Below are 25,985 nucleotides of genomic sequence, written 5' to 3'. Positions count from 1 at the left end.
CTCCATCCCCTGTTCGATATCGCGTAAATTAAGGATACCGCCTGTCCGTCCCGGAAACGCCATTTTCAGCATGCGCGGCGTTTCACCTTCCAGACGGATCGCTTCCAGCCGCCCTTCCAGCACCACAATATTCAGCTGACCGCCGGAGAGATCCTGCTCGGTGAGAAAGGCGCGGCTGGTGATATATCCCCGGCTGATATACCAGTCAGAAATACGGGCGAGAAGCTCCGTTATTTTCGCCATATCCAGACACCGGCCCTGCCACGGCGCGACAAGGGCCTGCCGGGTTTTCGGGGAAATGAGGGTCGTGCCGGAAAGGGTAATGCTATCAATGGTGAAGCAGGGCCCGGCGCCGGCTGCAGGCAGAGGCCTGTCAGGCGCGGGGCGAGGGATACTCCGCTCCAGCTCTTCACGCTGTTGCTGGTTCTGTAATAAAAGCTGCTGCTGTTGCTGCTGAATAGTATCGCGATCGGCTGGCGACAAGGGCGCAGCGTTAATGCTTGCTGAAAAAAGCGCACCCGATAAGATAAAAATAATATAATTTGCTAATGAAATTATTCTTCTTTCTATTTTATTGCTATTCATCCATGCCACAAAATTTATTCGCAATTAATATTTTCGAAATATAAGAGCATTCTTAATGCGAGTATATCTAATTTGCGTTAGGGCGAAGCAAATAAAATATTTTTTCAGAAAAATGAGAGGTGGATTAAGAAAAAATAAGAAGTGATTTAACTACCCCTTAAATCTTGAGTTAGCCGTAATACACTAGCTGTGAAGACGAAACGTTTTTCTCCATTCCGCAGGGCTCACCCCAAAACGCGCCTTAAACTGCTGTCGCCAGGTGACGGCGGAATTAAATCCCACCAGTTCGGCCACGCGCTCAATCGGCATATTTCCGGCTTCCAACAGGATCTGGCTGCGCCGCAGGCGTTCGGCGGTCAGCCAGTCGGCGACGCTCATCCCAGTAGCGTTAACAAAATGACGGGTCAGGGTGCGGCGGCTCATTGAGACCACCTCCGCCAGCGAGTCCAGGCTATGCGGTTCGGTGATGTGCTGCTGCAGATAGTCGATCAGGCAGTTAATGCGTCCGTCGCGGGTATCTTTGGGTACCGGCTGGGCGATGAACTGCGCCTGACCGCCCTCGCGGTGGGGCGGAACAATCATCCGACGGGCAATCTGGTTGGCGACCACGCTGCCAAAGCGCTGACGAATGATATACAGGCAGCAGTCCAGCGCCGCCGCGGTTCCGGCGGAGGTGATGATATTGCCGTCATCCACGTAGAGCGCATTGATATCCAGCTGAACGTGCGGGAAAAGGGACTGGAACTGATGCTCGAACTCCCAGTGGGTGGCCGCACGTTTGCCCTCGAGGAGCCCCGCCCAGGCCAGCACAAACGACCCCAGACACAGCCCGACGATTTCCGCGCCGTTGTCTCTCGCCTGCACCAGGCTGTCGAGCAGCGTCTGGGGCGGGCGTTCAAGGACGTGCTGCCAGTAGGGAACGACGACAATATCGGCCTGACCAATGGCGGTGTAGTCCTGCGTGGCGTTGAGGGCAAATCCGTCTTTTGAGGTGAGAAAACCCGGCGTTTCGGCGCAGATCGTCACGTTAAAGCGCTTTTCGCCGGAGACCGAATCGCCAAACAGAATGCAGGGAACGGAGTAGTGGAACGGGCTGAACCCGTCTACCGCGACAATCGCGACGTTGATTAGCGACATCAGTTCCTCCTTTCCCTTTAACGCACTCAGAATATAACGGTTTCGCCATCCTGGGGAATGCTCACTGCGTCACTCACCTGATTGGCTTCAACGTACTCACGCAGCGCGCTGCGGGTCAACAGGCAGTGGTTAATCGCCTCCATATGGATCGCCACAATGCTGGCCTGCGGCAGCAGGAAATGAACATTGAGCACATCCTCCTGCCCCATAATAATGGGCCCAAAACCAATAACGTGGGCATAGCCAGCGTTCAGCACCACCACGTCCGGCTGGTGCTTTTGCAGATCGGCCGCCACCTCGTCACGCCAGACGGTATCCCCGGCAAGATAGAGCGTCTTCTCATCGGGATGACGCAGCACCACGCCGCAGGCCTCGCCCAGACGCTCCGCCAGCTCCGGCACGGCGTAAGCGCGATCGGTGCCGTGCTGCCCGCCGTGGGTTTTCGTAATCTGAATATCGCCGAAGAAGGTCGCGTCGGTCATGACCGTCAGGTTGCTGAATCCCTGGCTTCGCAGCAGCGCGGCGTCACGATCGTTTTGCACGTAGATCGGTTTGTCTTTGGCGATCAGCTCCGCCGCGGTGCGATCCCAGTGATCGTCATGGGTATGGGTGACGATCACCGCGTCGGTATCCAGCAGCGTGTTGACGTCAACGGGGAGTTCGACCGTCGGGTTACGGCGTTCGGCATACGCCGTGCCGGGAAAGCCCGGATAAGCCCCCTTCGGGGCCAGCATCGGGTCGATTAAAAGACGTTTTCCGGCGTAGGAAATCAGCTGGGTGGCGTTGCGAATGTGGGTAATGTTCATGGGCTATCCTCCGGTGGGTGTGATAAGGAGGATAGCCAGCCGTCGCACTTGGCGCAGTGGGTTAAAGGGCGATTACCGATGGAATCGGGCCAATTTAAGCAACCCGTTTTCCGTCAGATCGTTTACCAGCCCGGCACCGCCCCGCCGTTAAAGATCGTCTCCGCCGCTTTCGCTACCTCAGGCGACTGATACGACTGGATAAATTCCTTCACGTTCTCCGCGTCTTTGTTGTCTTCGCGCGTCACCACGATGTTCACGTACGGCGAGTTTTTGTCTTCAATAAAGACGCTGTCATGCACCGGCGACAGCCCGGTTTGCTGAATATAGGTGGTGCTGATAATGGCGACATCCACTTTCGGATCGTCCAGCACGCGCGGCAGCTGCGCCCCTTCCAGCTCCATAATTTTCAGCTGTTTAGGGTTGGCGGTAATATCCAGCGCCGTCGGCAGCAGCCCGGTGCCCGGCTTCAGGGTAATGAGCTTCTCCTTTTGCAGCAGCAACAGCGCGCGGCCAAGATTGGTCGGGTCGTTTGGAATGGCAATCGTCGCCCCATCCTTCAGGTCAGAGACGGATTTAATTTTGCGGGAATAGCCGGCCATCGGAAAAACAAAGGTGTTCGCCACGGCCACCAGCTTGTAGCCATGCGCCTTGTTATCCTCAGCGAGGAACGGGCGATGCTGGAAGACGTTGGCATCCAGTTCTCCCTGGTTGGTGGCATCGTTGGGCAACAGCGAGCCGCTGAAGCCGACCAGCTCCACGTCCAGGCCATATTTCTCTTTTGCCACCTTTTTGGCGACTTCCGCCACGTCCTGTTCAGCGCCGTTGATGACGCCCACTTTAATGTGTTTGGCATCGCTGCCACTTTGATCGCACCCTGCCAGCAGCAGGCCAGCAAGTACCAGAGCACCCAATCGACGTTTCACAAGACAGTTCCTTTTGCTAAATGTTGTAGTGACTATATCGACAACGAGGCGGTGAAATAAAAACCGAAAAAGAATCAATAAGAAGGATAAGTTATATGCGGGTTTTGCCGGGTGGCGCTGCGCTTACCCGGCATGAGGGATCACGACGTTGTCGTCCAGTCCTCGACGGTAAGCTCCTGCACCATTCTGAATGCACGATCGTTAGTCACAATCGTTGTTCTCCGACTGATAGCATGCGCAGCGATCAGTTGATCGAGATCGCCCATCACTTTTCCTCTCTTCTCCATTGCTGCGCGGAGTTCGCCGTACGTTGCGGCGGCGTCACTGTCCAACATATGCAGCATATTCTAGAGTCCTTCAAAGGGATCTCTTGTTGTATAGCTCTGATTACGTTCCTCTTTGCTGAGGAATGAACCAGGAACATGGGTCTGCTTCAATAAACGTAAAAAGTTATCTCGATGCCGCTCTTTCTCCGATCTCGCAGTCAAAACGACATTCCCCTCCTCATCCCGCCGGATGTAGACGCTCTCCGTATCAAACGCGAATTCAGCAGGCAGCATTACGGCCTGATTCCGCCCCTTTTTGAAGAGTTTTGCTGTGCGTTCCATTTCCATCTCCATGGTTTACTTGACCAGGCCAAAGCATGCGCCAGGGCCTGAAAAGAAGACAAGCAACACGCTTCAAATTAGGAATGCGACTCGCAATAAATAGCTGAATCCCTAATCACAGAAACGGATTTAAAGCGCTTTCGCCAGATAATGCCGCTGCATGCCCGGATAAGGATAATCCTGCAAAGACATCTGCAGCCGGTAGCCCTGTTTTTCATAGAACGGGCGCGCCTGGAAGCTGGCGGTATCGACCAGCGCGTGCTTGCAGCCTTTGCGTCTGGCTTCCTCTTCGGCCGTTTTGATGAGCTGGCTGCCCACGCCGGATCCGCGCACGGTCTCGCAGACCCAGAGATAGTCGATATTCAGCCAGTCGCCTTTACGCACCCCAATTAGCCCGCCGAGCATGATACCTTTATCGTCTCGTACGTAAACGCCAATGTCGCCGCTAAAGGTCGCCATATCCAAAAATTGCCCGTTATAGGCTCTTAACCCCACAAATAACTCTTCTTTTTCAGCGGGCGTTACATTATTTGTTATGCTCAGGTGCATTTTTCTCTCCTTATTTTCTATGCAATCTGAATATCTCACAGCTTAACCTCCACAAAAACTCCTCATTCCCTCCATTTTTTAAATACGGAAACATTCCCTCAATATCTAAATAAAAAAGGCCTTTCCAATACGCACCCAAAACGTATACTGAGAACGATCATTCTCACTTTTACACGGTAGCCGACGATGAGTACGAAACTGGAAGAACGACAAAAACAACGTCAGGACGAGATCATCACCGCCGCGCGTCGCTGCTTTCGCGCCAGCGGATTTCACGCCGCCAGCATGTCGCAGATAGCCAGCGAAGCGAAGCTCAGCGTCGGGCAAATTTACCGTTATTTCAGCAACAAAGACGCGATTATCGAAGAGATGATCCGCCGAATCATCGACTCACGCATTGAGGAGATGCAGGGTAAAACCCTGGTGGAAGGGATGCCGCAGGCGCTCGCCTGGCGACAGACCCTCAACGAAGATGATGATGCCCTGATGCTGGAAATGTCCGCTGAGGCCACGCGTAATCCGCAGGTGGCGACGATGCTGATCGAAGCCGAATCGCGCATGTTCGCCAACGCCTGCGCGCACCTGAAAAAGCAGTTTCCCCACCTGAGCGACGAGCATATTCGCTGCTGCGTGGAGATTACCGCCGTGATGATTGAGGGGACGATTTATCGTCAATTAACCCCCTTAAAAGTCCCGTCAGAACAATTAGAACCCCTTTATCAGGATATTTTAAATATGCTTTTCTCTACGAAGTAATCGCATATGAATAATTAGCGGGAATAAGTAATTCCCCTTTTTTACATTTCTGGCTCAGCCAGAGATGCGGTATCGCTGTGCCTTTAAATAGCCCTCCTCCCCGTTAAGCCATTAACGGGGCTGGTGTCGTTCACCCTGGAAAAAGATTATGAAAAACATAACAACCTCCATCGCGGCATTATTTCTCCTGACCGGGTGCGATAATGCGCAAACATCTGCTCCCCAGCGTCCTCTTCCGGATGTGGGGATTGTCACCCTCTTGAGCCAGCCGGTGTCCGTCGTCAGCGAGCTGACCGGCCGCACCACCGCCGCCATGAGCGCCGAAGTGCGCCCGCAGGTGGGCGGCATTATCCAGAAGCGGCTGTTCACCGAAGGCGATGCCGTGAAAGCCGGACAGGCGCTGTATCAAATTGACCCTTCCAGCTACCGCGCGGCGTTTGATGAAGCCGCCGCGGCGCTGAAGCAGGCTCAGGCGCTGGTAGCGGCCGACTGCCAGAAGGCCCGGCGCTATGCGCAGCTGGTGAAAGACGACGGCGTGTCGCGCCAGGACGCAGAGGACGCGAAGTCCACCTGCGCGCAGGACAAGGCCAGCGTCGAGTCAAAGAAGGCCGCGCAGGAGAGCGCGCGCATTAACCTCAACTGGACCACCGTTACCGCGCCGATTGCCGGACGCATCGGCATCTCCTCCGTCACGCCCGGCGCGCTGGTGACCGCCCAGCAGGATACCGCGCTTGCCACCGTTCGCGGACTGGACAGTATGTACGTCGACTTAACCCGTTCCAGCGCCGATCTGCTGCGTTTACGCAGGCAAACCCTTGCCACAAATAGCGATACGCTAAGCGTGTCCTTAATCCTCGAAGACGGCAGCACCTACGGTGAGAAAGGCCGCCTGGCGTTAACCGAAGTGGCGGTGGATGAATCAACCGGCTCGGTCACGCTGCGCGCCGTCTTCCCGAACCCGCAGCATCAGCTCCTGCCGGGGATGTTCGTTCGCGCCAGGGTGGATGAAGGCATCATGAACGACGCGATCCTCGCGCCGCAACAGGGCATCACCCGCGACGCCAAAGGCACCGCCACCGCGCTGGTGGTGAATGCCAGCAATAAGGTCGAGCAGCGTCAGCTGGAGACGGGCGACACCTACGGCGACAAATGGCTGGTGCTGAGCGGCCTGAAGGCGGGCGACAGGCTGATTGTGGAAGGTACCGACAAAGTGACCGCCGGGCAGGAAGTGAAGGCCGAAGAGATGAAAGCTGCGGGAGGAAAAGCCTGATGTTTTCTCGTTTCTTCGTGCGTCGCCCGGTCTTTGCCTGGGTTATCGCCATTCTCATCATGCTCGCCGGGATGCTGGCGATCCGCACGCTGCCGGTCGCGCAGTACCCGGACGTCGCCCCGCCGTCGATCAAAATCTCCGCCACCTACACCGGTGCCTCCGCGCAGACGCTGGAAAATAGCGTGACGCAGGTGATCGAGCAGCAGCTGACCGGGCTGGATAACCTGCTCTACTTCACCTCCACCAGCAGCTCGGACGGGTCGGTGAGCATTACCGTCACCTTCGAGCAGGGAACCGACCCGGACACCGCCCAGGTGCAGGTGCAGAACAAGGTTCAGCAGGCAGAATCGCGCCTGCCGACCGAGGTGCAGCAGTCCGGCATTACCGTCGAGAAATCGCAGAGCAACTTCCTGCTGATCATGGGCGTGTACGACAAAACCGACGCCGCCAGCAGCTCGGATATCGCCGACTGGCTGGTCAGTAACATGCAGGACCCGCTGGCGCGCGTGGAGGGCGTCGGCAGCCTGCAGGTGTTTGGGGCGGAATACGCCATGCGCATCTGGCTTGACCCGGCGAAGCTGGCGTCCTACTCGCTGATGCCGTCCGACGTGCAGAGCGCGATTGAAGCGCAGAACGTGCAGGTTTCCGCCGGTAAAATCGGCGCGCTGCCCTCGTCGAACGCCCAGCAACTCACCGCCACCGTCCGCGCCCAGTCGCGCCTGCAAACGGTCGATCAGTTTAAAAACATCATCGTGAAGAGCCAGTCCAGCGGCGCTATCGTGCGCATCAGCGACGTCGCCCGCGTGGAGATGGGCAGCGAAGATTACACCGCCACCGCGAAGCTCAACGGCCACCCGGCGGCGGGTATGGCGGTCATGCTCTCACCGGGTGCGAACGCGCTCAACACGGCGACGGCGGTAAAAGACAAAATTGCCGAGTTCAAAAAGTCGATGCCGGAAGGCTACGACGTGGCCTACCCGAAAGACAGTACCGAGTTCATCAAGATCTCCGTTGAGGACGTGATTCAGACCCTGTTCGAAGCCATTATCCTCGTGGTGGTGGTGATGTACCTGTTCCTGCAAAACATCCGCGCGACGCTGATCCCGGCGCTGGCGGTACCTGTCGTTCTGCTGGGCACGTTTGGCGTGCTGGCGCTGTTCGGCTACTCCATCAATACCCTGACGCTGTTTGCGATGGTGCTGGCGATCGGGCTCCTGGTGGATGACGCGATCGTGGTGGTGGAAAACGTCGAGCGTATTATGCGCGACGAAGGCCTGCCCGCGCGGGAAGCCACCGAAAAATCGATGGGCGAAATCTCCGGCGCGCTGGTTGCCATTGCGCTGGTGCTTTCTGCCGTATTCCTGCCGATGGCCTTCTTCGGCGGCTCCACCGGGGTGATTTACCGTCAGTTCTCGGTCACCATTATTTCGGCGATGTTCCTCTCCGTGGTGGTGGCGTTGACCCTGACGCCGGCACTCTGCGGCTCGATTCTGAGCCACACGGCGCCGCACAAAAAGGGCTTCTTCGGCGCGTTTAACCGCTTCTACAGCAGGACCGAGCGCGGCTATCAGAACAAGGTGCTGCGCGCCCTGCGCCGTTCCGGCGGCATGCTGGTTATCTATGCCCTGCTCTGCGGCGCGATGGGCTTCGCCATGCTTAAGCTGCCGGGCAGCTTCCTGCCAACGGAAGATCAGGGCGAAATCATGGTGCAGTACACCCTGCCAGCGGGCGCAACGACGGTACGTACCGCCGAAGTCAGCCGCCAGGTGCGCGAGTGGTTCCTCACGAAAGAAAAAGCCAATACCAACGTGATCTTCACCATTGAAGGCTTCAGCTTCAGCGGCAGCGGCCAGAACGCCGGGATGGCGTTTGTCTCCCTGAAAAACTGGTCCGAACGTAAAGGCGATGAGAATACCGCGCAGGCCATCGCCCTGCGCGCCACGCAGGAGCTGAGCACCATCCGCGATGCGACCATCTTTGCCATGACGCCGCCCGCGGTGGACGGCCTGGGCCAGAGCAACGGCTTTACCTTTGAGCTGATGGCAAGCGGCGGCACCGACCGCGACGCGCTGCTGAAGCTGCGTAACCAGCTGATTGGCGAGGCCAATCAGGACAGCTCGCTGCACGCCGTGCGCGCCAACGATCTGCCGCAGATGCCGCAGCTTCAGGTGGATATCGATAACAACAAGGCCGTGTCGCTGGGGCTGTCCCTGAGCGACGTTACCGATACCCTCTCCAGCGCCTGGGGCGGGACTTACGTGAACGATTTTATCGACCGCGGCCGCGTGAAAAAGGTCTACATCCAGGGCGACAGCGACACCCGCGCCGTACCGTCGGATCTCAACAAATGGTTTGTGCGCGGCAGCGACAGCACCATGACCCCGTTCTCCGCCTTCGCCACCACCCGCTGGGAGTATGGCCCGGAAAGTCTGGTGCGCTACAACGGCTCGGCGGCGTATGAGATTCAGGGAGAAAACGCTAGCGGCGCGAGCTCCGGCACGGCGATGGGCAAAATGGAGCAGCTGGCAAACAGCCTGCCGTCCGGCAGCACCTGGGCGTGGAGCGGTTTGTCGTTGCAGGAAAAACTGGCGAGCGGTCAGGCGATGAGCCTGTATGCCCTCTCCATCCTCGTCGTGTTCCTGTGCCTGGCAGCGCTGTATGAGAGCTGGTCGGTGCCGATTTCGGTCATCCTGGTGATCCCGCTTGGCGTGCTGGGCGCGGCCATCGCCGCCTCCCTGCGCGGGCTGAACAACGACGTCTATTTCCAGGTGGCGCTGCTCACCACCATCGGCCTGTCGTCGAAGAACGCCATCCTGATTGTCGAGTTTGCCGAAGCCAAAGTCGCTGAAGGGTACTCTCTGACGCGCGCCGCCCTGCGTGCCGCCCAGACGCGCCTGCGTCCGATCATCATGACCTCGCTGGCGTTTATCGCAGGGGTTACGCCGTTGGCCGTGGCAACCGGTGCAGGCGCCAACAGCCGCGTGGCAATTGGTACCGGCATTATCGGCGGGACGCTGGCCGCGACGCTGCTGGCGATCTTCTTCGTTCCCTTATTCTTTGTACTGGTGAAACGACTGTTCTCCGGTAAACACGCGAACCGGAGGTCATAATGTTTCGTGTATCTGTTTTAGCGCTAGCCCTGCTGAGCGCGGGTTGTGTGTCGTTAGATCCAACGTATCAACGCCCGGACGCGCCCGTCCCGGCAACCTTGCCCGGCGCGCACGGCGAAGCCACCGCCATGGTGAGCCAGTGGCAGCAGTTAATGAACGATGCGCGGCTGAAAAGCGTGGTGACGATGGCGCTTAACAGCAACCGCGACGTGCAAAAAGCGATTGCCGATATCGACGCCGCCCGCGCCCAGTTCGGTGAAACGCGCTCGTCCCTGTTCCCGACGGTGGACGCCGAGCTGAGCCACACCCGCAGCCGCACGCTGGCAAGCGGCGTCGCGACAAGCGATGAAGCCAACGGCGCGGTCTCCAGCTTCGAGCTGGATCTGTTTGGCCGCAACCAGAGCCTCTCCCGCGCCGCGCGTGAAACCTGGCTTGCCAGCGAGTTCACCGCGCAGAACACGCGCCTGACGATGGTCAGCGAGCTGACCACGGCCTGGGTGACGCTGGCGGCGGATAACAGCAACCTGGCGCTGGCAAAATCCACCATGGAGAGCGCGGCAAACTCGCTGAAGATTGTGAAGCGCCAGCAGGAAGTGGGCGTGGCGGCGGCGACGGACGTCAGCTCGGCAATAGCGGTGTACCAGCAGGCGCGCGCCAGCGTCGCAAGCTACCGGACGCTGGTGATGCAGGACAAAAATGCCCTTAATCTGCTGGCGGGCGATACGGTGCCGGACAACCTGCTTCCCGGCACGCTGGAGAGCCTGAGCGACAACGCCATCACGCTGATCCCGGCGGGCGTCAGCTCCAGCACGCTGCTGCGCCGCCCGGATATTCAGGAGGCGGAACATAACCTGCTGAGCGCCAACGCCAACATCGGCGCGGCTCGCGCCAACTTCTTCCCGACGATTTCGCTGACCGCCAGCGCCGGCGTCGGCAGCGATTCACTCTCCTCCCTGTTCAGCCACGGGATGAAGGTTTGGTCGTTCGCGCCGTCCATCACCCTGCCGCTGTTCAGCGGCGGGAACAATCTGGCGCAGTTGCGCTACGCGGAAGCGGAGAAGAAGGGGCTGATCGCCACCTATGAGAAAGCCATCCAGAGCGCGTTTAAGGACGTGGCCGACGCGCTGGCGCGGCGTGAAACCCTGAGCGAGCAGCTCGACGCCCAGCGCGAATACGTCGCGGCGGAGCAAAAAACGCTGGATGTGGCAACGCGCAGCTATAAGGCGGGCGCGGGAGATTATCTGACGGTACTGACCGCGCAGCGGTCGCTGTGGTCGGCGCAGGAATCGCTGATCGCGCTGCAGCAAACCGACCTGGAAAACCGCATCACGCTGTGGCAGTCGCTGGGGGGCGGTATTCAGTAGCGCTTGCCGGGAAGTTCATGACAGGCGGTGAAGAGAAAATTCATACTTTCGGCTGGCGTCGCTACACTGAATGTAACGATATATTTCATGGGAAGCATGTGACTTCTAAAGGGGGTTGTTGATGAAAGCTGCGCACCTGGTCTGCCTGCTGGTTTGTCTGCTCTTCGCCGCGTTTGTCCATGCTCAGGAAAAGGATGACCCCGCGAAAGAGGCGCAAATAAAGCAGCAGGTCCTTAAAGATATTAAGAAAACCTGTACGCCACAGAAAAAGCAGAGCGATAAAGCCTGGCAGGAGATGATTTTGTCGTCCGAGGCCAATCAGCTGCTGATTAAAAATGCCATCACCGCCGTGAAGCGCGACAACCTGGATGCCTACTGGGGGGCGATTGGTCAGGTGGATTGTATGGAAGATTATTGAGAGCTGGAAACGTGCTTCTCGCCGGGTGGCGGCTGCGCCTTACCCGGCCTACACAACATGTTTAACGCTTACGCACGTCTGGAATGATCAAATCCCCGCGCAGAACATAGGACCCGAGCATCTGCGTTTTCTCCGTCAGCCAGCTCACAATGCGCGCCGCCATCGCGTCCATGGAATATTCAATCGCCGGGATCACCGGAATACCCGGCAGGTGCAGCGATCCGGCAAGGCTGAAGACCATAATGTCGTCCGGCACCGATTTATTAAACGCCTGCAGCTGCGGGATCACCCGCTGGGCTTCCTGCTCGTCCGCCACCAGCAGCGCGTTGAAGTTCAGCGTGCTGGCGTTGTTAAGCAGCTCCTGCAGCGCAACGGACGAAGAAGTCGCGTCCATAAAGACCAGGCTGCGATTAAAGGGGAGGAAATTTTTCTCCAGCGCGTGCTTGTAGCCGAGCAGCACCTGGTCAGCAAAACCGCTGCCGTGGGGGTGGATCAGCGCAATCTGGCGACGCCCCTGGCTGGTGAGGTAGTTACAGGCGGTTTCGGCGGCAAAGGCGTGATCGAACTGAATGCTGTTGGAATTATCAGACTCCATGCAGTCCACCAGAATGACGTTGTCCATCTCCACGTCCAGCGGGAAACGGGCGCCAATCACCAGGATATCATCGCAGAGTCCGCAGGAGAGTTCTTCAAGGGCGTGCATCACTTCCGCCTTGCTGTGCGCGAAGCGCAGCAGGAGGTGTTTTTGATGCTGGCTGAGCTGTTTTTCCAGCGCGTAGAGATATCCGGTGGTCTGGTTAATATTTTCCTGCGCGCAAATGACTCCAATGCAGCCCGTCGACTGGCTCAGCAGCGACTGGGCAATCACGTTGGGACGATAGTTCAGCTCATCCACGGCCTTCAGAACGGCCTGACGGCTGGCTTCCTTAACGCCACGCGACCCGCTCAACACTCGCGATACCGTGGCTTTAGACACCCCGGCAAGACGTGATACATCATTGATTGTCGACATCTCTTTCCCCTGGCAGGCTTACCTCGCGCCTGCAAATTCCATCACCGCTTCGGCTCACATTATAGCCAGAACGGAGTATATCCGTTTCCGTTTTCCATGGAAACCGATTTTCCGTTTCCACTCAAAATGATGTCAAAACAGCCAAATTATGTGACCCACATCCGGTTAATTAGCCTCATAAGTAAGGGATCTTGATGGGTATCACACTTCTGTCTTTTATGAATGGAAACCGGTTTCCGTATAATGTCCAATCATCCTCGCAATAACTTTTTACATTTAGAGGATGGTTGTCGATGTTCAAGATTATGCTGTGCTGCTCTGCCGGGATGTCCACCAGCCTGTTGGTCAGCAAAATGGTCGATGTCGCGAAAGAACGTGGTTTGCCGGTGAAGATTGATGCGTACGGTGTTTCCGAATTTGATACGCAGTTTCCGCAATACCAGGTTGTCCTTCTCGGACCGCAAGTGAAATACATGTTAAAGACACTCTCAGACAAGGCGGCTACGAAAGGCATTCCGGTGCAGCCCATCGATATGATGGACTACGGCATGCAGCGTGGCGATAAAGTACTGGACTATGCTCTGTCGCTCATCGAAGCGGCACACTAAAAGGTGTTCACATGAGTTCGTTATATCAATCCATGGTCGCGGTGATTGAGCAGTCAATTACCCCGCTGGCCGCCAAGCTGGGCCAGCAAAAGTATGTGATTGCCATCCGCGACGGCTTTACCGCCGCGCTGCCGTTTATGATCATCGGCTCGTTTATGCTGGTGTTCATCTTCCCGCCGTTCTCGGCGGATACCACTAACAGCTTTGCCCGCGGCTGGCTGGATTTCTCCCAGACCTATCGCGAACAGCTGATGCTGCCGTTTAACCTCAGCATGGGCGTGATGACCTTCTTCATTTCGGTGGGGATTGGGGCAAGCCTGGGGCGTCAGTTCAACCTCGACCCGGTGATGTCCGGCCTGCTGGCCTTTATGGCCTTCCTGCTGGTCGCCGCCCCCTATGCCGACGGCAAAATTTCGACCCAGTATCTCTCCGGCCAGGGCATCTTCACCGCCCTGATCACCGCAATTTACGCCACCCGCGTTTACGCGTGGCTGAAGCAGAACAACGTGACCATTCGCCTGCCGAAGGAAGTGCCAACCGGCGTGGCGCGCTCGTTTGAAATCCTGATCCCGGTGATGGTGGTGATCGGCACGCTGCACCCGCTAAACCTTTTCATCGAAGCGCAGACCGGGATGATTATCCCGCAGGCGATCATGCACCTGCTTGAGCCGCTGGTGTCCGCCTCTGACTCCCTGCCCGCCATTCTGCTCTCCGTGCTGCTGTGCCAGATCTTCTGGTTCGCCGGTATTCACGGCTCGCTGATCGTCACCGGCATCATGAACCCGTTCTGGATGGCAAACCTCTCCGCAAACCAGGCGGCGCTGGCGGCCGGCGCGGCGCTGCCGCACGTTTACCTCCAGGGCTTCTGGGATCACTACCTGCTGATTGGCGGCGTAGGCTCCACGCTGCCGCTGGCGTTCCTGCTGCTGCGCAGCCGCGTTACCCACCTGCGCACCATCGGCAAAATGGGCGTGGTGCCAAGCTTCTTCAACATCAACGAACCGATTCTGTTCGGCGCGCCGATCATCATGAACCCGATGCTGTTTATCCCGTTCGTGTTCGTTCCGCTGGTCAACGCCTGCCTGGCGTACGCGGCAACCAAACTCGGCTGGCTGGCGCAGGTCGTCTCGTTGACCCCGTGGACCACCCCTGCACCGATTGGCGCCTCGTGGGCGGCAAACTGGGCGCTGAGCCCGGTGGTGATGTGCCTGGTCTGTATGGTGATGTCCGCGCTGATGTACCTGCCGTTCCTGCGCGCCTATGAGCGTACGCTCATCAAAAACGAAGAGCAGAAGGCCCAGGCAACCGTCGGCGCCGCCGAGACCGCCAGCAATTAAGTCAAAGAGGAAGAGTCATGAAATACGCATTTCCCGATAACTTCTGGTGGGGCAGCGCAAGCTCCGCTCTCCAGACGGAAGGGGCAAGAGAGGGGGAAACCACGTGGGATTACTGGTTTTCCCGCGAGCCGAACCGTTTTCACAACGGCGTGGGGCCGCAGCAGACCTCCACGTTTTATCAGCACTGGAAAACGGATATTCAGCTGTTAAAGCAGCTGAACCACAACAGCTTTCGCACCTCGATTAGCTGGGCGCGCCTGATCCCCGACGGTATCGGTGAAGTGAACCCGGAAGCGGTCGATTTTTATAATCAGGTCATTGATGAGCTGAATGAACAGGGCATCATGCCGTTTATTACCCTGTTCCATTTCGACATGCCGATGGCGATGCAGGAGATCGGCGGCTGGGAAAACCGCGACGTGGTGGAGGCCTACGCCCGCTATGCGCAGATTTGCTTTGAGCTGTTCGGCGATCGCGTGCTGCACTGGTTTACCTTCAACGAGCCGATCGTGCCGGTGGAAGGCGGTTATCTGTACGACTTCCACTACCCGAACGTGGTGGATTTTCGTCGGGCAGCCACCGTGGCGTACCACACCGTGCTGGCCCATGCGAAGGCGGTCCAGGCCTACCGCGCCGGACATTACGCGGGGGAGATTGGCATCGTGCTGAACCTGACGCCGTCGTACCCGCGCTCGCAGAACCCGGCAGACGTGAAGGCGGCGCACATCGCGGATCTGATGTTTAACCGCAGCTTCCTTGACCCGGTCCTGCGCGGCGAATACCCGGCAGATCTCGTAGCGCTGCTGAAATCCTGCGATCAATTACCCGCCTGTAAACCGGAAGACGGCTTCCTGATTGCGGAAGGGAAAATCGACCTGCTCGGCGTGAATTACTATCAGCCGCGTCGCGTGAAGTGTCGCGACAGCGCGGTGAACCCGCAGGCGCCGTTTATGCCGGAGTGGTTCTTCGATAATTACGAGATGCCGGGCCGCAAGATGAACCCGTACCGCGGCTGGGAAATCTACGAGCCGGGTATTTACGATATTCTGGTTAACCTGCGCGACAATTACGGCAACCCACGCTGCTTTATTTCTGAAAACGGCATGGGCGTCGAAAACGAGCAGCGTTTTATTGAAAATGGCCAGATTAACGATCAATACCGCATCGAGTTTATTTCCGAACATTTAGCCTGGCTGCATAAGGGTATTAGCGAAGGGTGCAATTGTCTCGGCTACCATATGTGGACGTTTATTGATAACTGGTCGTGGTGCAACGCGTATAAAAATCGCTACGGATTTATCCAGCTCGATTTAGAGACGCAGAAACGCACCATTAAGAAAAGCGGAGAGTGGTTTGCCGCTACCGCGTTAAATAATAGTTTTGAAAAAGAGTAATGATGATGATCGCATTAGAAGAAGCCGTAATGGAAATTATCGTCAATGCCGGACAGTCCCGCAGCCTGTGCTTTGAAGCGCTGCACGCGGCGCGTCAGGGCAACATTGACGAAGCCAAAAGCCTGCTGCGCGAAGCCGACGGCTACGCGCGCCAGGCGCACAAGATGCAGACCAAACTGATCGAGCAGGATGCGGGCGAAGGCCGCCAGCCGATGACGTTAATTATGGTGCACGCGCAGGATCATTTAATGAACTCCTTATTAGCGCGTGAACTGTCCGAAGAAATTATTCATTTATATCAGAGATAGTCTATGGCGAAATAATTATTGTAATACCTCTGTACCCTAAATAGAGATCCACTTGTTCTGATGATAGCGACATACTCTGTCAGATCGGAGCGGGATGGTTATTGTCTGAATAAAATTAAACTATATTGAGATAACCATGAATACGATTAAAAAACTTCCATTAACCATGGCGGTTATCGCCGCGCTTTGCCCAATTTCCGTGCTCGCGCAGGAATTCACCCAGGAGCAAATCGACGCCATTGTGGCGAAAGCGGTGGATAAAGCCCTGGCCGAACGTCAGGCTAAAATGGATGCGGCGGTCGCGAAAAAAGCGGACGTGGTGACCGAGCCGCAAAGCGCGGCGCAATCTCCGGATATGGCGATCCCGTTCGGAATTAAATTTACCGGCTACGCCCGCTACGGCGCGCACTTCCAGGCCGCCGATCAGAAATACGTGGCGGTGGACGGCTCGTACAACGGCGCGTCCGCCATTGGTCGTCTGGGCAACGAAGGCAACGGCGGGGAATTCCAGCTCTCCAAGGCCTTCAAGGGTGAAAACGGCGCCATCTGGGACGTTAACGTGATGATCGACCACTGGGGCGACGAAGTTAACCTGAAAAAAGCCTACGCGGGGGTGACCAACATTATGGCCTCCAACCCGAACGCCTATTTCTGGGCAGGCCGTGACTTCCACCAGCGTCCGCAGCAGGGCATCAACGATTACTTCTGGATGAACCACGACGGCCAGGGCGCCGGGGTGAAGAACTTCGACATCGGCGGCGTGCAGTTCGACGTGGCCGCCGTGGCGGCGGTGGAATCCTGTAGCCCGGAAGTGATGGAAGATGAAGCCAACCCGTCGCGCATCACCTGTACCGGCGGTTCCGGCACGGGCGACAAAGGCAACTACGCCGCGACCTCAAAAATCCACGGCATGAAGCTTGGCCCGATCGACATGGAGCTGTACGCCAACTACGGCTTTGACTCCAAAGCGGTGGAGAGCGACGAGCGTCTGAACGCGTGGCAGGGCGGCGTGGTGTTGAGCCACACCAACGACAGCGGCGTGAACAAGGTGATCGCCCGCTACTCCGATAACGCGGACAACAGCGTGTTCAACAAAACCGAGGATCTGACCACGGTCTACGCCAGCTTCGAAGGGCTGTATAAATTCACCCAGGCCACGCAGGTGGAGTACATCCTCGCCTTCCACGACTACGACAACAGCCGCGATAAGACCGACAACCGCAAAAACTACAACGCCATCGTGCGACCGATGCACTGGTGGAACGACGTTCACTCCACCTGGCTGGAAGCGGGCTGGCAGCACGTGGATTACGACAACGGTGGCGACAACAAGGGCTGGAAGCTGACCCTGTCGCAGAACATGTCTATCGCCATGGGGCCGGAGTTCCGCCCGATGCTGCGCTTCTACGTGACCGGCGGCAAAGTGGATAACGAACGCACCGCGCGCGTGAACAACACCAAAGACGAAACGCTCGACGACTTCAACGTCGGCGCGATGTGGGAGGCGTGGTTCTAGGCAAGGTAGAAGCAAAACGGCAACGCAAGTTGCCGTTTTTAGTGTTTGCTCCCTCTCCACGTGGGAGAGGGCCGGGGTGAGGGCATCAGGCCGCACGCAACCATGCTATGCTGTTGACCGAATTAACGACAACATCGCAGGGGAGAACATGGGTTCCACACGTAAAGGGATGCTAAACGTCCTGATCGCCGCCGTTTTATGGGGCAGTTCCGGCGTTTGCGCGCAGTACATCATGGAGAAAAGCCACATTTCTTCGCCTTACCTGACCATGGTTCGCCTGCTGTTTACCGGCGTGATCCTGCTGACGCTCTCCTTCGTGCACGGCGATAAGATTTTCTCGGTCATCAAACATCGCAAAGACGCCCTCAGCCTGCTGATTTTCTCACTCGTCGGCGCGCTCACCGTGCAGCTCACCTTCCTGCTGACGATTGAGAAATCCAACGCAGCCACCGCTACCGTGCTGCAGTTTCTCTCGCCGACCATTATCGTGGCCTGGTTCGCCCTGGCGCGGAAAAAGCGCCCCGGCGTGTTTGTGCTGTCGGCCATCATGACGTCGCTTGTCGGTACGTTTCTGCTGGTCACCCACGGCGACCCAACCTCGCTCTCTATCTCGCCTGCCGCGCTGTTCTTCGGCATCGCATCGGCGTTTGCCGCCGCGTTTTACACGACGTATCCGTCAACGCTGATCGCCCGCTACGGCACGCTGCCGATTGTCGGCTGGAGCATGTTGATCGCCGGGCTAATGCTGACGCCGTTCTACGCCGGACGCGGGACCACCTTTGTGATTGACGGCAGCCTGCTGCTGGCGTTTTTCTACCTGGTGGTGATTGGCACCGCGCTGACGTTCAGCCTGTATCTGAAAGGCGCGCAGATGATTGGCGGGCCGAAGGCGAGCATTCTGAGCTGCGCCGAGCCGCTGAGCAGTGCGCTGCTGTCGGTGATTTTGCTGGGGGTGGCGTTTACCCTGCCGGACTGGCTGGGCACGCTATTGATCGTGTCGTCGGTGGTGTTGATTTCGATGGATTCGAGAAGACGGGTTCAGACATCGGTGTAGCCTGATGCCCTCACCCCAACCCTCTCCCACGGGAGAGGGAGAAAAACGCTACTTCGCCTTAACCTTCCCCGCCACCAGCAGCGCGGTCAGCAGCATCAGCGTGCCGGAGATCACCAGCGGTGACGTCAGCCCCAAATGGTCGAGCGCCACGCCGCCAATGGCCGCGCCGCAGGTGTTCGCCAGCTGGATCACCGCCACCTGAATCGACCCGGCTTTTTCCGCCTGATCGGCAAGCGAGCGGGTGATCCACGTCGACCAGCCCACCGGTACCAGCGCAAAGGCCAACCCCCAGATAATCGCGATGGCAGACGCCACCCACTTATCGCTGCCCCACAGCACCAGCACCGCTGCGCTCGCTGCCAGCACCAGCGGCGCACCCGCCAGCGCCACCTTCAGGGAGCGTTTCAGGAACTGGGAAGACAGCGAGGTGCCGACAAAGCTGGCGATACCAAAGCTCAGCAGCACCAGCGTCAGGCCGTCCACGTCAAAGCCCGCCATGGTCATAAACACCGGGCGGATATAGGTAAAGAAGGCAAACTGCCCGGCAAAGGACATAAAGATGGCGGTCATCCCCGCCAGCACGCCGGGGCGCTTCAGCAGCGCGAACATGTTCTGTTTGTGGTGCGCCGCTTCGCCCGGTAGCGACGGCAGTGCTTTCCACACCCAAATGATGCAGAGCAGGCCCATCACCGCCGCGGCGTTGAAGACGTTACGCCAGCCGATAATCCCGCCGAGGAAGCTGCCGAGCGGCGCGGCAATCACCAGCGCGATAGAGACCGCACCGAAGATAACGGAAAGCGCTTTTGGCACCGTCCGCGCGGGCACCAGTCGCATCGTGAGCGAGGCCGACATCGCCCAGAAACCGCCTAATCCCAGCCCCAGGCAGGCGCGCCCCAGCAGCAGCAGGGTGAAGCTTTCCGCGAAGGAGACCAGCAGGCAGGAGAGCGTCAGCAGCACGCTGAACAGAATGACCACCTTGCGGCGGTCGATGGTGCCAATCACCTGGGTGATAAACAGGCTGGCGAACATCGCCACGAAGGCGGTAACGGTGACGGACTGCCCCGCCACGCCCTCGGAAATGCCCAAATCCTGCGCCATCGGCGTCAGCAGGCTCACCGGCAGAAACTCAACGGTAATCAGGCAGGCGACGCAGAACGCCACGGCGAAAACGGCCGACCAGTTGGGGCGAGAAACCTCTTTGGTCTGCGGTCTGGTCGTGGGCTGGATATGTTCTGTCATGGCGTCACCTGAAGATAAAAACGTGCGGAAAAGTCGCGCAGTTTATCATCAAAAGTGTGACGGATTTAACGATTTGACAACTTTTGTCGTTTTTACAGGGGATCAGTGCAGGTAAAACACGCCCTCTTCCGGCAGGAAGAGCTGGTTATAGCGAAGCTGGAAAGCGTTTAGCTCCTGCGGATCGGGCTCCATCTCGCGCATGAAGCCAAGCGCCAGACGAATTTGCGCATCGGTAATGGGTGCGGCAAGGCGGGCTTTACGCAGCATGCGGTGCCAGGTGTGCAGATTCTCCTCGCTGCCGTCGACGATGCAAACCTGCCAGATCAGCAGCACCTGCGCAGCGTTTTGCAGATGCGCCTCGTCCGGCCGCTCAAGGTAGCGGATAAACTCATTGCCGGGCGTTTTACCGAACTGGTCGATCATCGACTCGACCGGCATCGGGGTGATCCCCAGACGCTCGCTCAAACGTTTGATGGCGCGGCGGGAATCTGAGGTCAGGACGCGAAATCCCACCACAAACACCACGGCAAGCGTTGCCAGCATTATCCAGACCATGCGTTCTCCTATGAATTGCCGCTCATCATAGCGGGAAACACACGGCGTCGACAGCGACAGGCATAAAAAAGCCCGGCATCACACACCGGGCAAAGAAGTTACCTGCATACTCAGGCTGTTTTTAATTTCTGCGCGCGATTCTCACGGCGAATTTTACGTTCTTCCAGCACCGCTACCATCGCCATCAGGACGATACAGCCGATGGCCGCCGCATCCAGCGCCGCGAAGGTGCCCGCCCAGCCGGTGAGGCCGAAAATCGGCGTGCCGTCGGCGATCATCCCCAGACCCAGCTTGGCGAAGCTGTCGCCGATCAGGTAGGCGAAGGTGCCTTTAATCCCATCGGCGGCGCCGATCGCTTTTTTCGGTACGAAGCCGACTGCCGCCACGCCGATCAGCAGCTGTGGACCAAACACCAGGAAGCCGAGCGCGAACAGGGACGCCAGGTAAACGTACTGGTTGCTGGCATGCTGGTAGACGCCGAGCGTGGCGATAATCAACGCCAGCGCGACGCAGGCCACCAGCGCACGACGGCCGTTGGCGAGATCCGAGAGCCAGCCCCACAGCAGGGTGCCGACCAGGGCGCCCACTTCGAACAGAGTGAAGCCCTGAATCGCCACTTCTTTAGAGAGCTTCAGCTCCTGGAAGGCATATACGGTCGACCACTGGTCGATGCCAATACGCACCACGTAGAGGAAGATGTTTGAGAAGCACAGCAGCCAGATCACTTTGTTTTTCAGCACGTACTCAACAAAGATCTGCCATTTGGACATCTCGTTTTCTTCGGTCTCTTTGTCCTCTTCGCTGATCTCCTCGCCGAACAGCTCTTCGGCTTTGCCGAGGCCGTAAGATTCCGGGGAGTCGCTGCCGTAGCGCAGGCCGATAAAGCCGACAATCAGGGCGATAATCGACGGGAAGATAAACATGCCGATCACGTGGCCGTCGAACAGGTAGTTTGCGCCAAACAGCGCTACGCCAGCCGCCCCCGCCCCGCCGAGGTTGTGGGAGATGTTCCACATGCCGAGGTACGAACCACGCTTGCGGCGCGGGGTCCATTTGGTGATGGTGGAATAGCTGCACGACCCGCCGGTACTCTGGAAGAAGCCGCTCAGGGCGTAGAAGGCGATCATCATGAACAGGCTGACGGAGCCCGCGCCCATGCTGGCGCTGAAGCCGAGCATACAGATGGCGGAGAGGATCAGCATAAACGGCAGGAACTGCTTGGTGTTTTTGCCGTCCGCGTAGTAGGAAACGACGGTTTTACCCACGCCGTAGGTGATGGAGAAGCCCAGGCCAATCATCCCCAGCTGCGTCATGCTCAGCCCGTAGGTTGAGATCATGTCGTTCTGCGCGATGTTAAAGTTTTTGCGGATCAGGTACATGGTCAGGTAGCCGATGAAGACCACCAGATAGGACTGCATGAACGGTTTGAACCACATCTTGCGCCGCACGTCGAGCGGCAGATCCAGGGTCGGCTTGCGCACCTGGTTGAGGAAGGCCAGCATGGTTTGCTCCTGAGCTGATTTTTACCTGCGAATGGCAGGCATTGTAAAAATCAGCCGGGAGAGATGCCTGAGACAGCGTCCAGGTAAAACCGGGAAAATTTCCTGGTTTTGCGCCACTCGGGGCGAAAAGGTGAGACGCATCACGCTTCGCTCACCTCGCGCGGCGCCTGCGCATGCAGGAAGGGCAGCAGCAGCAGCGCGGAAATCCCCGCCGCGATGGCGATCACCGCAAAGAATCCGCTCCAGTGCCAGACGTCGATCACCCGCGCCAGCGGCCAGCCGGAGAGCGATGCGCCGAGGTAGGCAAACAGCCCGACAAAGCCCGTCGCCGCGCCTGCCGCCTCTTTGTGGGAACACTCTGCCGCCGCCATGCCGATCAGCATCTGCGGGCCAAACACGAAGAAGCCGGTGGTGAAGAAGCACGCCGCCTGCATCACGTAGCTGGCGAACGGCATCAGCCACAGCGAGCCGACGGAGAGCAAAATCCCGGCGGCGAAAATCAGGTTCATCGGTCCACGGTTGCCGTTGAACAGCTTGTCCGAGCCCCAGCCCGCCACCAGCGCGCCGATAAACCCGCCCAGTTCGAACATCGTCACCGCCGAGTTGGCGGTCACCAGATCCACGCCGAGCGTCTCGGACATGTACAGGTTGCCCCAGTCGTTGATGGCCGCGCGCACCACGTAGACCAGCACATAGCAGAGCGACAGCAGCCAGATGTACGGGTTTTTCAGCACGTACTTGGTGAGGATCTCCCTGCGGGTCAGCCCCGCACCCTCCTGCTGCTGGGCAATCTCCATTTCGTCGTGCCGCCAGTCGCCCACCGCAGGCAGGCCGACGGTTTGCGGCCGGTCGCGCAGGCGCCAGCAGAGAAACAGCCCGGCAATTATCGCCAGGCCACCGGCAATCATCATCCCCGCGCGCCAGCCGTAGTGCAGCGCCGCCGCCCCCACCACCATCGGGATCAGCGCCCCGCCGACGTTATGCGCGGTGTTCCAGATTGCCCACCAGCCGCCGCGCTCGTTGCGCGAATACCAGGCGGTGAGCAGGCGGGCGCAGACCGGCGCGCCCCAGCCCTGGAAAAAGGCGTTCAGCGCCCACAGCAGGGCAAAGGCCCAAAGCGACGTCGAGAAGCCAAACAGGATATTCACCACCCCGGTGGCGATCAGCCCAACGCCCATGAAATAGCGCGCGTTGGAGCGGTCGCTGACGATGCCGGAGAAGAACTTCGACAGGCCGTAGGTGATGTAAAACAGCGTCGCCAGCAGGCCGATATCGGTGCGCGTCATCACGCCGCTGGCGAGGATTTCCGGTGCGGCGGCGTTGAAGCTTTTGCGGGTGAAGTAGAACAGCGCGTAGCCGAGCCAGATGGTCATCAGGATATGGCGACGCCAGTAGCGGTAGCGGGCGTCGATTTCCGCTTTATCGCCAATCGGCGCGGCGCTGGCAGGGGTTTTAAACATGGTAACTCCGTAGCGGCAGGCTGACGCTGACGCGCGTCCCGTGGGTGCAGGAGAGGTTCAGCGTGCCGCCCAGCGCCTTGACGCGCTCGCGCATGCCCGCCAGGCCAAAACCCTGCTGGCCGGAGCCCGGCGGCAGGCCGCAGCCGTCGTCTTCAATTATCAGCTTCAGGCTGTCGTCCTGCTGCCAGCCCTGGATGGTAACCGCGCTGGCGCTGGCGTGCTTGACGATGTTGTTCAGCCCTTCCTGACAGACGCGGAACAGCGTCACGCGCTGGCCTTCGCTGAGCGTAAATTCGTTAATGCGCCAGTCGAGATGGCTGACTATTCCGCGGCTTTCCAGCTCCATCTCGCGCATCAGAGAACGCACCGCCTGCTCCAGCGACAGGTCGTCAAGCTGGCGCGGGCGCAGTCGTCCTAACAGGCGACGAACGGAGTCATAGACGCCCAGCGAAAGCTGTTCGATATGCGCCCCGCCCTGCTTCACGCCTGCGTTTTCCGCCGCCAGGCGCTGGACAATGCCCGCCTGGGTGCGGATAGCGGTGATGGTCTGGCCGATATCGTCGTGCAGCTCGCGGGCGACCTCCTGCCGCACGCTCTCTTCGGTTTCCAGCAGACGCTCCGCCAGACGGCGGTTGCGCGCCAGCTCGGTTTGCAGGGACTGGTTCAGCTCGCGCAGGCGCTGAATGCCCGCGCCGAGCAGCAGCCCGGTCAGGCTCTGGGCCAGCAGGGAGAGCAGTAAATCCACAGGGTGATCGTGCCAGGTCTGGCTGGCGATCAGCGCGATGGCGTTCATCAGCGTGGCGATCAGCGCCCCCTGCCAGCCGTAGTGCCAGGCCAGGGCGATAATCGGCAGCGCCAGACAAAACGGCGTGAAGCGAGAAAGCTCGGCGGGCAGGCCAAGCTGGAGCCACAGGCTCACCACAAACAGCAGCAGATACCAGATGAGGTGCCGGGCGCGCCAGTTCACCGGCTGGGAAACCAGCGCCGGGCCGAGAGGCTGCCAGACGGTGCTGGTGAGGTAGTGCCAGATCACCAGACAGGTTGGCGCGAGCGTCAGGCCGCCGGTCAGGGTCAGCAGCAGGGCGTTGAGCATCTCCTTCTCGCCGATCCACGGAAGCGACTGCAGCAGCGCGGCGGCCATCAGCGCCGCCCCCTGCCGCAGCAGCGTGCGCCAGTCGCGCTGGTGGCGGTAGCGGGAAATGAGGGCAACCGGGAGAAGCGTGAGCAGGCTTCCGGTCATCAATAAGGGCAGGTGCGCGAGGGCAACCTCCTGCGCCAGCCAGACCAGCATCAGCCATTCAGCACCGAGCAAAACGGGCCAGTAGGCGCGCGGACACTGGAGCATTAACCCCAGACGCAGGCCGAAGGGAAACAGCAGCACCGCCAGCTCCGGGCGTTCCACCAGGTGCAGGCTGATGCTCCACAGGCAAAACCAGGCGGCGGAGAAGATAAAAAAGCTGGCGACAACGGCGATCAGCCGTGAAAAAGCGGAACTCATTGCCAGCTGTCAAACATGCGGCGCGCCAGCTCGACGTCGTTGCTGACGTTGAGTTTTTCCATCAGGTTGGCGCGGTGGACGTGCACGGTTTTCGGGGACAGATCCAGCTCGGCGGCAATCTCTTTTACCGACATCCCCTGCGCGAGCTTCTCAGCCACCTGGCGCTCGCGCCGGGTGAGCGGATCCTGACGTCCGGCCGCCAGCTTGATGGCGATATCCGGCGTTAAATAGCAGCCGCCGGTGGAGACGGTTCGCACGGCGGCGATCAGTTCGTCGGGGCTACAGCGCTTGGAGAGAAAACCGCGCGCGCCCGCGTTGAGGGCCTGCTCGACCAGCGCCGGGCTGTCGTGGACCGACAGCATGATCGTCGCCATCCCTTTCGGCAGCTGGCTTAGCAGCTCCAGCCCGGAGAGATCCGGCATCGAGATGTCGCAGATACAGACCTGCACCCCGCGCCCCGGCAGGCCCGCCAGCGCCTCGCGACCGGAGCCAAACTCGGCCACGACCTGAAAATCCGGTTCGAGGTTTAAAAGCTGGGCAAAGCCGGAGCGGACGATAAGGTGGTCGTCGATGAGAGCGATGGTGGTCATGTGTCTTCCTGCGGTCTGAAAACGCCGGATGGCGCTGCGCTTATCCGGCCTGCAAGCGCGACGCCTGCAGGCCGACCAGGGCGCTTACCTTAAGCGATTTATTCGAAAAACACCGCAATTTTGTTAAACATGGTGGGATCGGACTGGTTGCGCGCCACTCTGGTGACGTCTTCCAGCTTGTCGATCTGCGCCATCATCTGCTCCAGACGCTGGTCGTCGTTGACCAGCAGCCAGATGCGGCTGTGCTCGCTGCCCTGAATCGGCAGACAGAGAATGCCTTCCACGTTAAACGCCCGGCGGGCAAAGAGCCCGCAGACGTGGGTCATGACGCCAGGGTGGTTGCGGACGGTGAGTTCCAGAATGACGTTATCATGTTGTTTCTGCAT

Annotated in this window: 25 protein-coding genes and 1 pseudogene; 11 read left to right on the top strand and 15 right to left on the bottom strand. The window is 58.8% G+C overall.

The genetic code is table 11. The features are described 5' to 3' along the window. The 7 genes and pseudogenes from UR289_RS20415 to UR289_RS20385 form a co-directional block, all read right to left on the bottom strand. Positions 1-585, bottom strand: a 585-nt coding sequence (locus UR289_RS20415) for a POTRA domain-containing protein (protein ID WP_320711452.1), incomplete at its 3' end; no start/stop codon positions are given. Between the two features lie 183 nt (positions 586-768). Next, positions 769-1,722: a GlxA family transcriptional regulator gene (locus UR289_RS20410; protein ID WP_320711450.1), complete on the bottom strand. Its 954-nt coding sequence runs from the start codon at positions 1,720-1,722 to the stop codon at positions 769-771. A 26-nt stretch (positions 1,723-1,748) separates the two neighbouring features. After that, the gene (locus UR289_RS20405) at positions 1,749-2,528 is read right to left on the bottom strand and encodes an MBL fold metallo-hydrolase (RefSeq protein WP_033144319.1); all 780 of its coding nucleotides are present in this window, start codon (positions 2,526-2,528) and stop codon (positions 1,749-1,751) included. A gap of 122 nt (positions 2,529-2,650) precedes the next feature. Continuing rightward, positions 2,651-3,451, bottom strand: coding sequence for a lipoprotein NlpA (nlpA, locus tag UR289_RS20400; RefSeq protein WP_126330384.1), 801 nt, complete (start codon positions 3,449-3,451; stop codon positions 2,651-2,653). Positions 3,452-3,591: 140 nt separating this feature from the next. Then, positions 3,592-3,780: pseudogene (locus UR289_RS20395) on the bottom strand (PIN domain-containing protein); the annotation flags it as partial. An 18-nt stretch (positions 3,781-3,798) separates the two neighbouring features. Further along, positions 3,799-4,059 (bottom strand): AbrB/MazE/SpoVT family DNA-binding domain-containing protein, encoded by a 261-nt coding sequence (locus tag UR289_RS20390; protein ID WP_320711447.1) that lies wholly within the window; start codon positions 4,057-4,059, stop codon positions 3,799-3,801. 129 nt (positions 4,060-4,188) lie between these two features. Next, positions 4,189-4,608 (bottom strand): GNAT family N-acetyltransferase, encoded by a 420-nt coding sequence (locus UR289_RS20385; RefSeq protein ID WP_320711446.1) that lies wholly within the window; start codon positions 4,606-4,608, stop codon positions 4,189-4,191. Between the two features lie 186 nt (positions 4,609-4,794). On the opposite strand from UR289_RS20385, the gene UR289_RS20380 reads away from it, so the two are divergent. The 5 genes from UR289_RS20380 to UR289_RS20360 all read left to right on the top strand — a co-directional run bounded on the left by UR289_RS20380 (position 4,795) and on the right by UR289_RS20360 (position 11,526). Then, positions 4,795-5,364: a helix-turn-helix domain-containing protein gene (locus UR289_RS20380; RefSeq protein ID WP_320711444.1), complete on the top strand. Its 570-nt coding sequence runs from the start codon at positions 4,795-4,797 to the stop codon at positions 5,362-5,364. 148 nt (positions 5,365-5,512) lie between these two features. Next, positions 5,513-6,634 (top strand): efflux RND transporter periplasmic adaptor subunit, encoded by a 1,122-nt coding sequence (locus UR289_RS20375; protein ID WP_320711442.1) that lies wholly within the window; start codon positions 5,513-5,515, stop codon positions 6,632-6,634. After that, positions 6,634-9,744 (top strand): efflux RND transporter permease subunit, encoded by a 3,111-nt coding sequence (locus tag UR289_RS20370; protein ID WP_320711440.1) that lies wholly within the window; start codon positions 6,634-6,636, stop codon positions 9,742-9,744. The genes UR289_RS20375 and UR289_RS20370 overlap by 1 nt, the downstream gene beginning before the upstream one ends. Next, positions 9,744-11,108 (top strand): efflux transporter outer membrane subunit, encoded by a 1,365-nt coding sequence (locus UR289_RS20365; RefSeq protein WP_320711439.1) that lies wholly within the window; start codon positions 9,744-9,746, stop codon positions 11,106-11,108. The genes UR289_RS20370 and UR289_RS20365 overlap by 1 nt, the downstream gene beginning before the upstream one ends. A 121-nt stretch (positions 11,109-11,229) precedes the next feature. Further along, the gene (locus UR289_RS20360; RefSeq protein ID WP_023309843.1) at positions 11,230-11,526 is read left to right on the top strand and encodes a YicS family protein; all 297 of its coding nucleotides are present in this window, start codon (positions 11,230-11,232) and stop codon (positions 11,524-11,526) included. 61 nt (positions 11,527-11,587) lie between these two features. Here UR289_RS20360 and UR289_RS20355 read toward each other — a convergent pair whose 3' ends face one another. Next, positions 11,588-12,538, bottom strand: coding sequence for a LacI family DNA-binding transcriptional regulator (locus UR289_RS20355; protein WP_063438949.1), 951 nt, complete (start codon positions 12,536-12,538; stop codon positions 11,588-11,590). Between the two features lie 293 nt (positions 12,539-12,831). On the opposite strand from UR289_RS20355, the gene UR289_RS20350 reads away from it, so the two are divergent. The 6 genes from UR289_RS20350 to UR289_RS20325 all read left to right on the top strand — a co-directional run bounded on the left by UR289_RS20350 (position 12,832) and on the right by UR289_RS20325 (position 18,755). Then, positions 12,832-13,146: a PTS sugar transporter subunit IIB gene (locus UR289_RS20350; protein WP_039260376.1), complete on the top strand. Its 315-nt coding sequence runs from the start codon at positions 12,832-12,834 to the stop codon at positions 13,144-13,146. 11 nt (positions 13,147-13,157) lie between these two features. Next, positions 13,158-14,483 (top strand): PTS sugar transporter subunit IIC, encoded by a 1,326-nt coding sequence (locus UR289_RS20345; RefSeq protein WP_023309840.1) that lies wholly within the window; start codon positions 13,158-13,160, stop codon positions 14,481-14,483. Positions 14,484-14,500: 17 nt separating this feature from the next. After that, entirely contained in the window at positions 14,501-15,877 is a 1,377-nt protein-coding gene (locus tag UR289_RS20340) for a glycoside hydrolase family 1 protein (protein WP_320711436.1), read from the top strand. A 5-nt stretch (positions 15,878-15,882) separates the two neighbouring features. Continuing rightward, positions 15,883-16,185, top strand: a complete 303-nt coding sequence (locus tag UR289_RS20335) for a PTS lactose/cellobiose transporter subunit IIA (RefSeq protein ID WP_029741865.1) — start codon at positions 15,883-15,885, stop codon at positions 16,183-16,185. 136 nt (positions 16,186-16,321) lie between these two features. Continuing rightward, a complete protein-coding gene (locus tag UR289_RS20330) occupies positions 16,322-17,701 on the top strand; it encodes a carbohydrate porin (RefSeq protein WP_033144328.1) in 1,380 nt (459 codons plus the stop codon). Between the two features lie 148 nt (positions 17,702-17,849). Next, positions 17,850-18,755 (top strand): DMT family transporter, encoded by a 906-nt coding sequence (locus UR289_RS20325; RefSeq protein WP_320711435.1) that lies wholly within the window; start codon positions 17,850-17,852, stop codon positions 18,753-18,755. A gap of 48 nt (positions 18,756-18,803) precedes the next feature. On the opposite strand, the gene nepI is transcribed toward UR289_RS20325, so the two are convergent. From nepI to ilvN, 7 genes are all read right to left on the bottom strand, one after another. Continuing rightward, positions 18,804-19,994: a purine ribonucleoside efflux pump NepI gene (gene nepI, locus UR289_RS20320; RefSeq protein ID WP_039260374.1), complete on the bottom strand. Its 1,191-nt coding sequence runs from the start codon at positions 19,992-19,994 to the stop codon at positions 18,804-18,806. A gap of 102 nt (positions 19,995-20,096) precedes the next feature. Next, positions 20,097-20,549 (bottom strand): DUF1198 domain-containing protein, encoded by a 453-nt coding sequence (locus tag UR289_RS20315; protein WP_014830062.1) that lies wholly within the window; start codon positions 20,547-20,549, stop codon positions 20,097-20,099. Positions 20,550-20,659: 110 nt separating this feature from the next. Next, complete coding sequence (uhpT, locus tag UR289_RS20310; RefSeq protein WP_023333957.1) at positions 20,660-22,051, bottom strand: hexose-6-phosphate:phosphate antiporter; 1,392 nt, start codon at positions 22,049-22,051, stop codon at positions 20,660-20,662. Positions 22,052-22,191: 140 nt separating this feature from the next. Continuing rightward, positions 22,192-23,511 (bottom strand): MFS transporter, encoded by a 1,320-nt coding sequence (locus tag UR289_RS20305; protein WP_033144332.1) that lies wholly within the window; start codon positions 23,509-23,511, stop codon positions 22,192-22,194. Then, positions 23,504-25,009, bottom strand: a complete 1,506-nt coding sequence (gene uhpB / locus UR289_RS20300; protein WP_210867606.1) for a signal transduction histidine-protein kinase/phosphatase UhpB — start codon at positions 25,007-25,009, stop codon at positions 23,504-23,506. The genes UR289_RS20305 and uhpB overlap by 8 nt, the downstream gene beginning before the upstream one ends. Beyond that, positions 25,006-25,599, bottom strand: coding sequence for a transcriptional regulator UhpA (gene uhpA, locus UR289_RS20295; RefSeq protein ID WP_022646555.1), 594 nt, complete (start codon positions 25,597-25,599; stop codon positions 25,006-25,008). Before uhpA ends, uhpB begins: the two co-directional genes overlap by 4 nt. 98 nt (positions 25,600-25,697) lie before the next feature. Next, positions 25,698-25,985 (bottom strand): acetolactate synthase small subunit, encoded by a 288-nt coding sequence (gene ilvN, locus UR289_RS20290; protein ID WP_033144334.1) that lies wholly within the window; start codon positions 25,983-25,985, stop codon positions 25,698-25,700.

The organism is Enterobacter sp. 302C9 (assembly GCF_034106085.1).
Lineage (GTDB): Bacteria > Pseudomonadota > Gammaproteobacteria > Enterobacterales > Enterobacteriaceae > Enterobacter > Enterobacter asburiae_B.
Note: the sequence above shows the minus strand (reverse complement) of the source record. Positions and strands in the feature narration are given on the sequence as shown.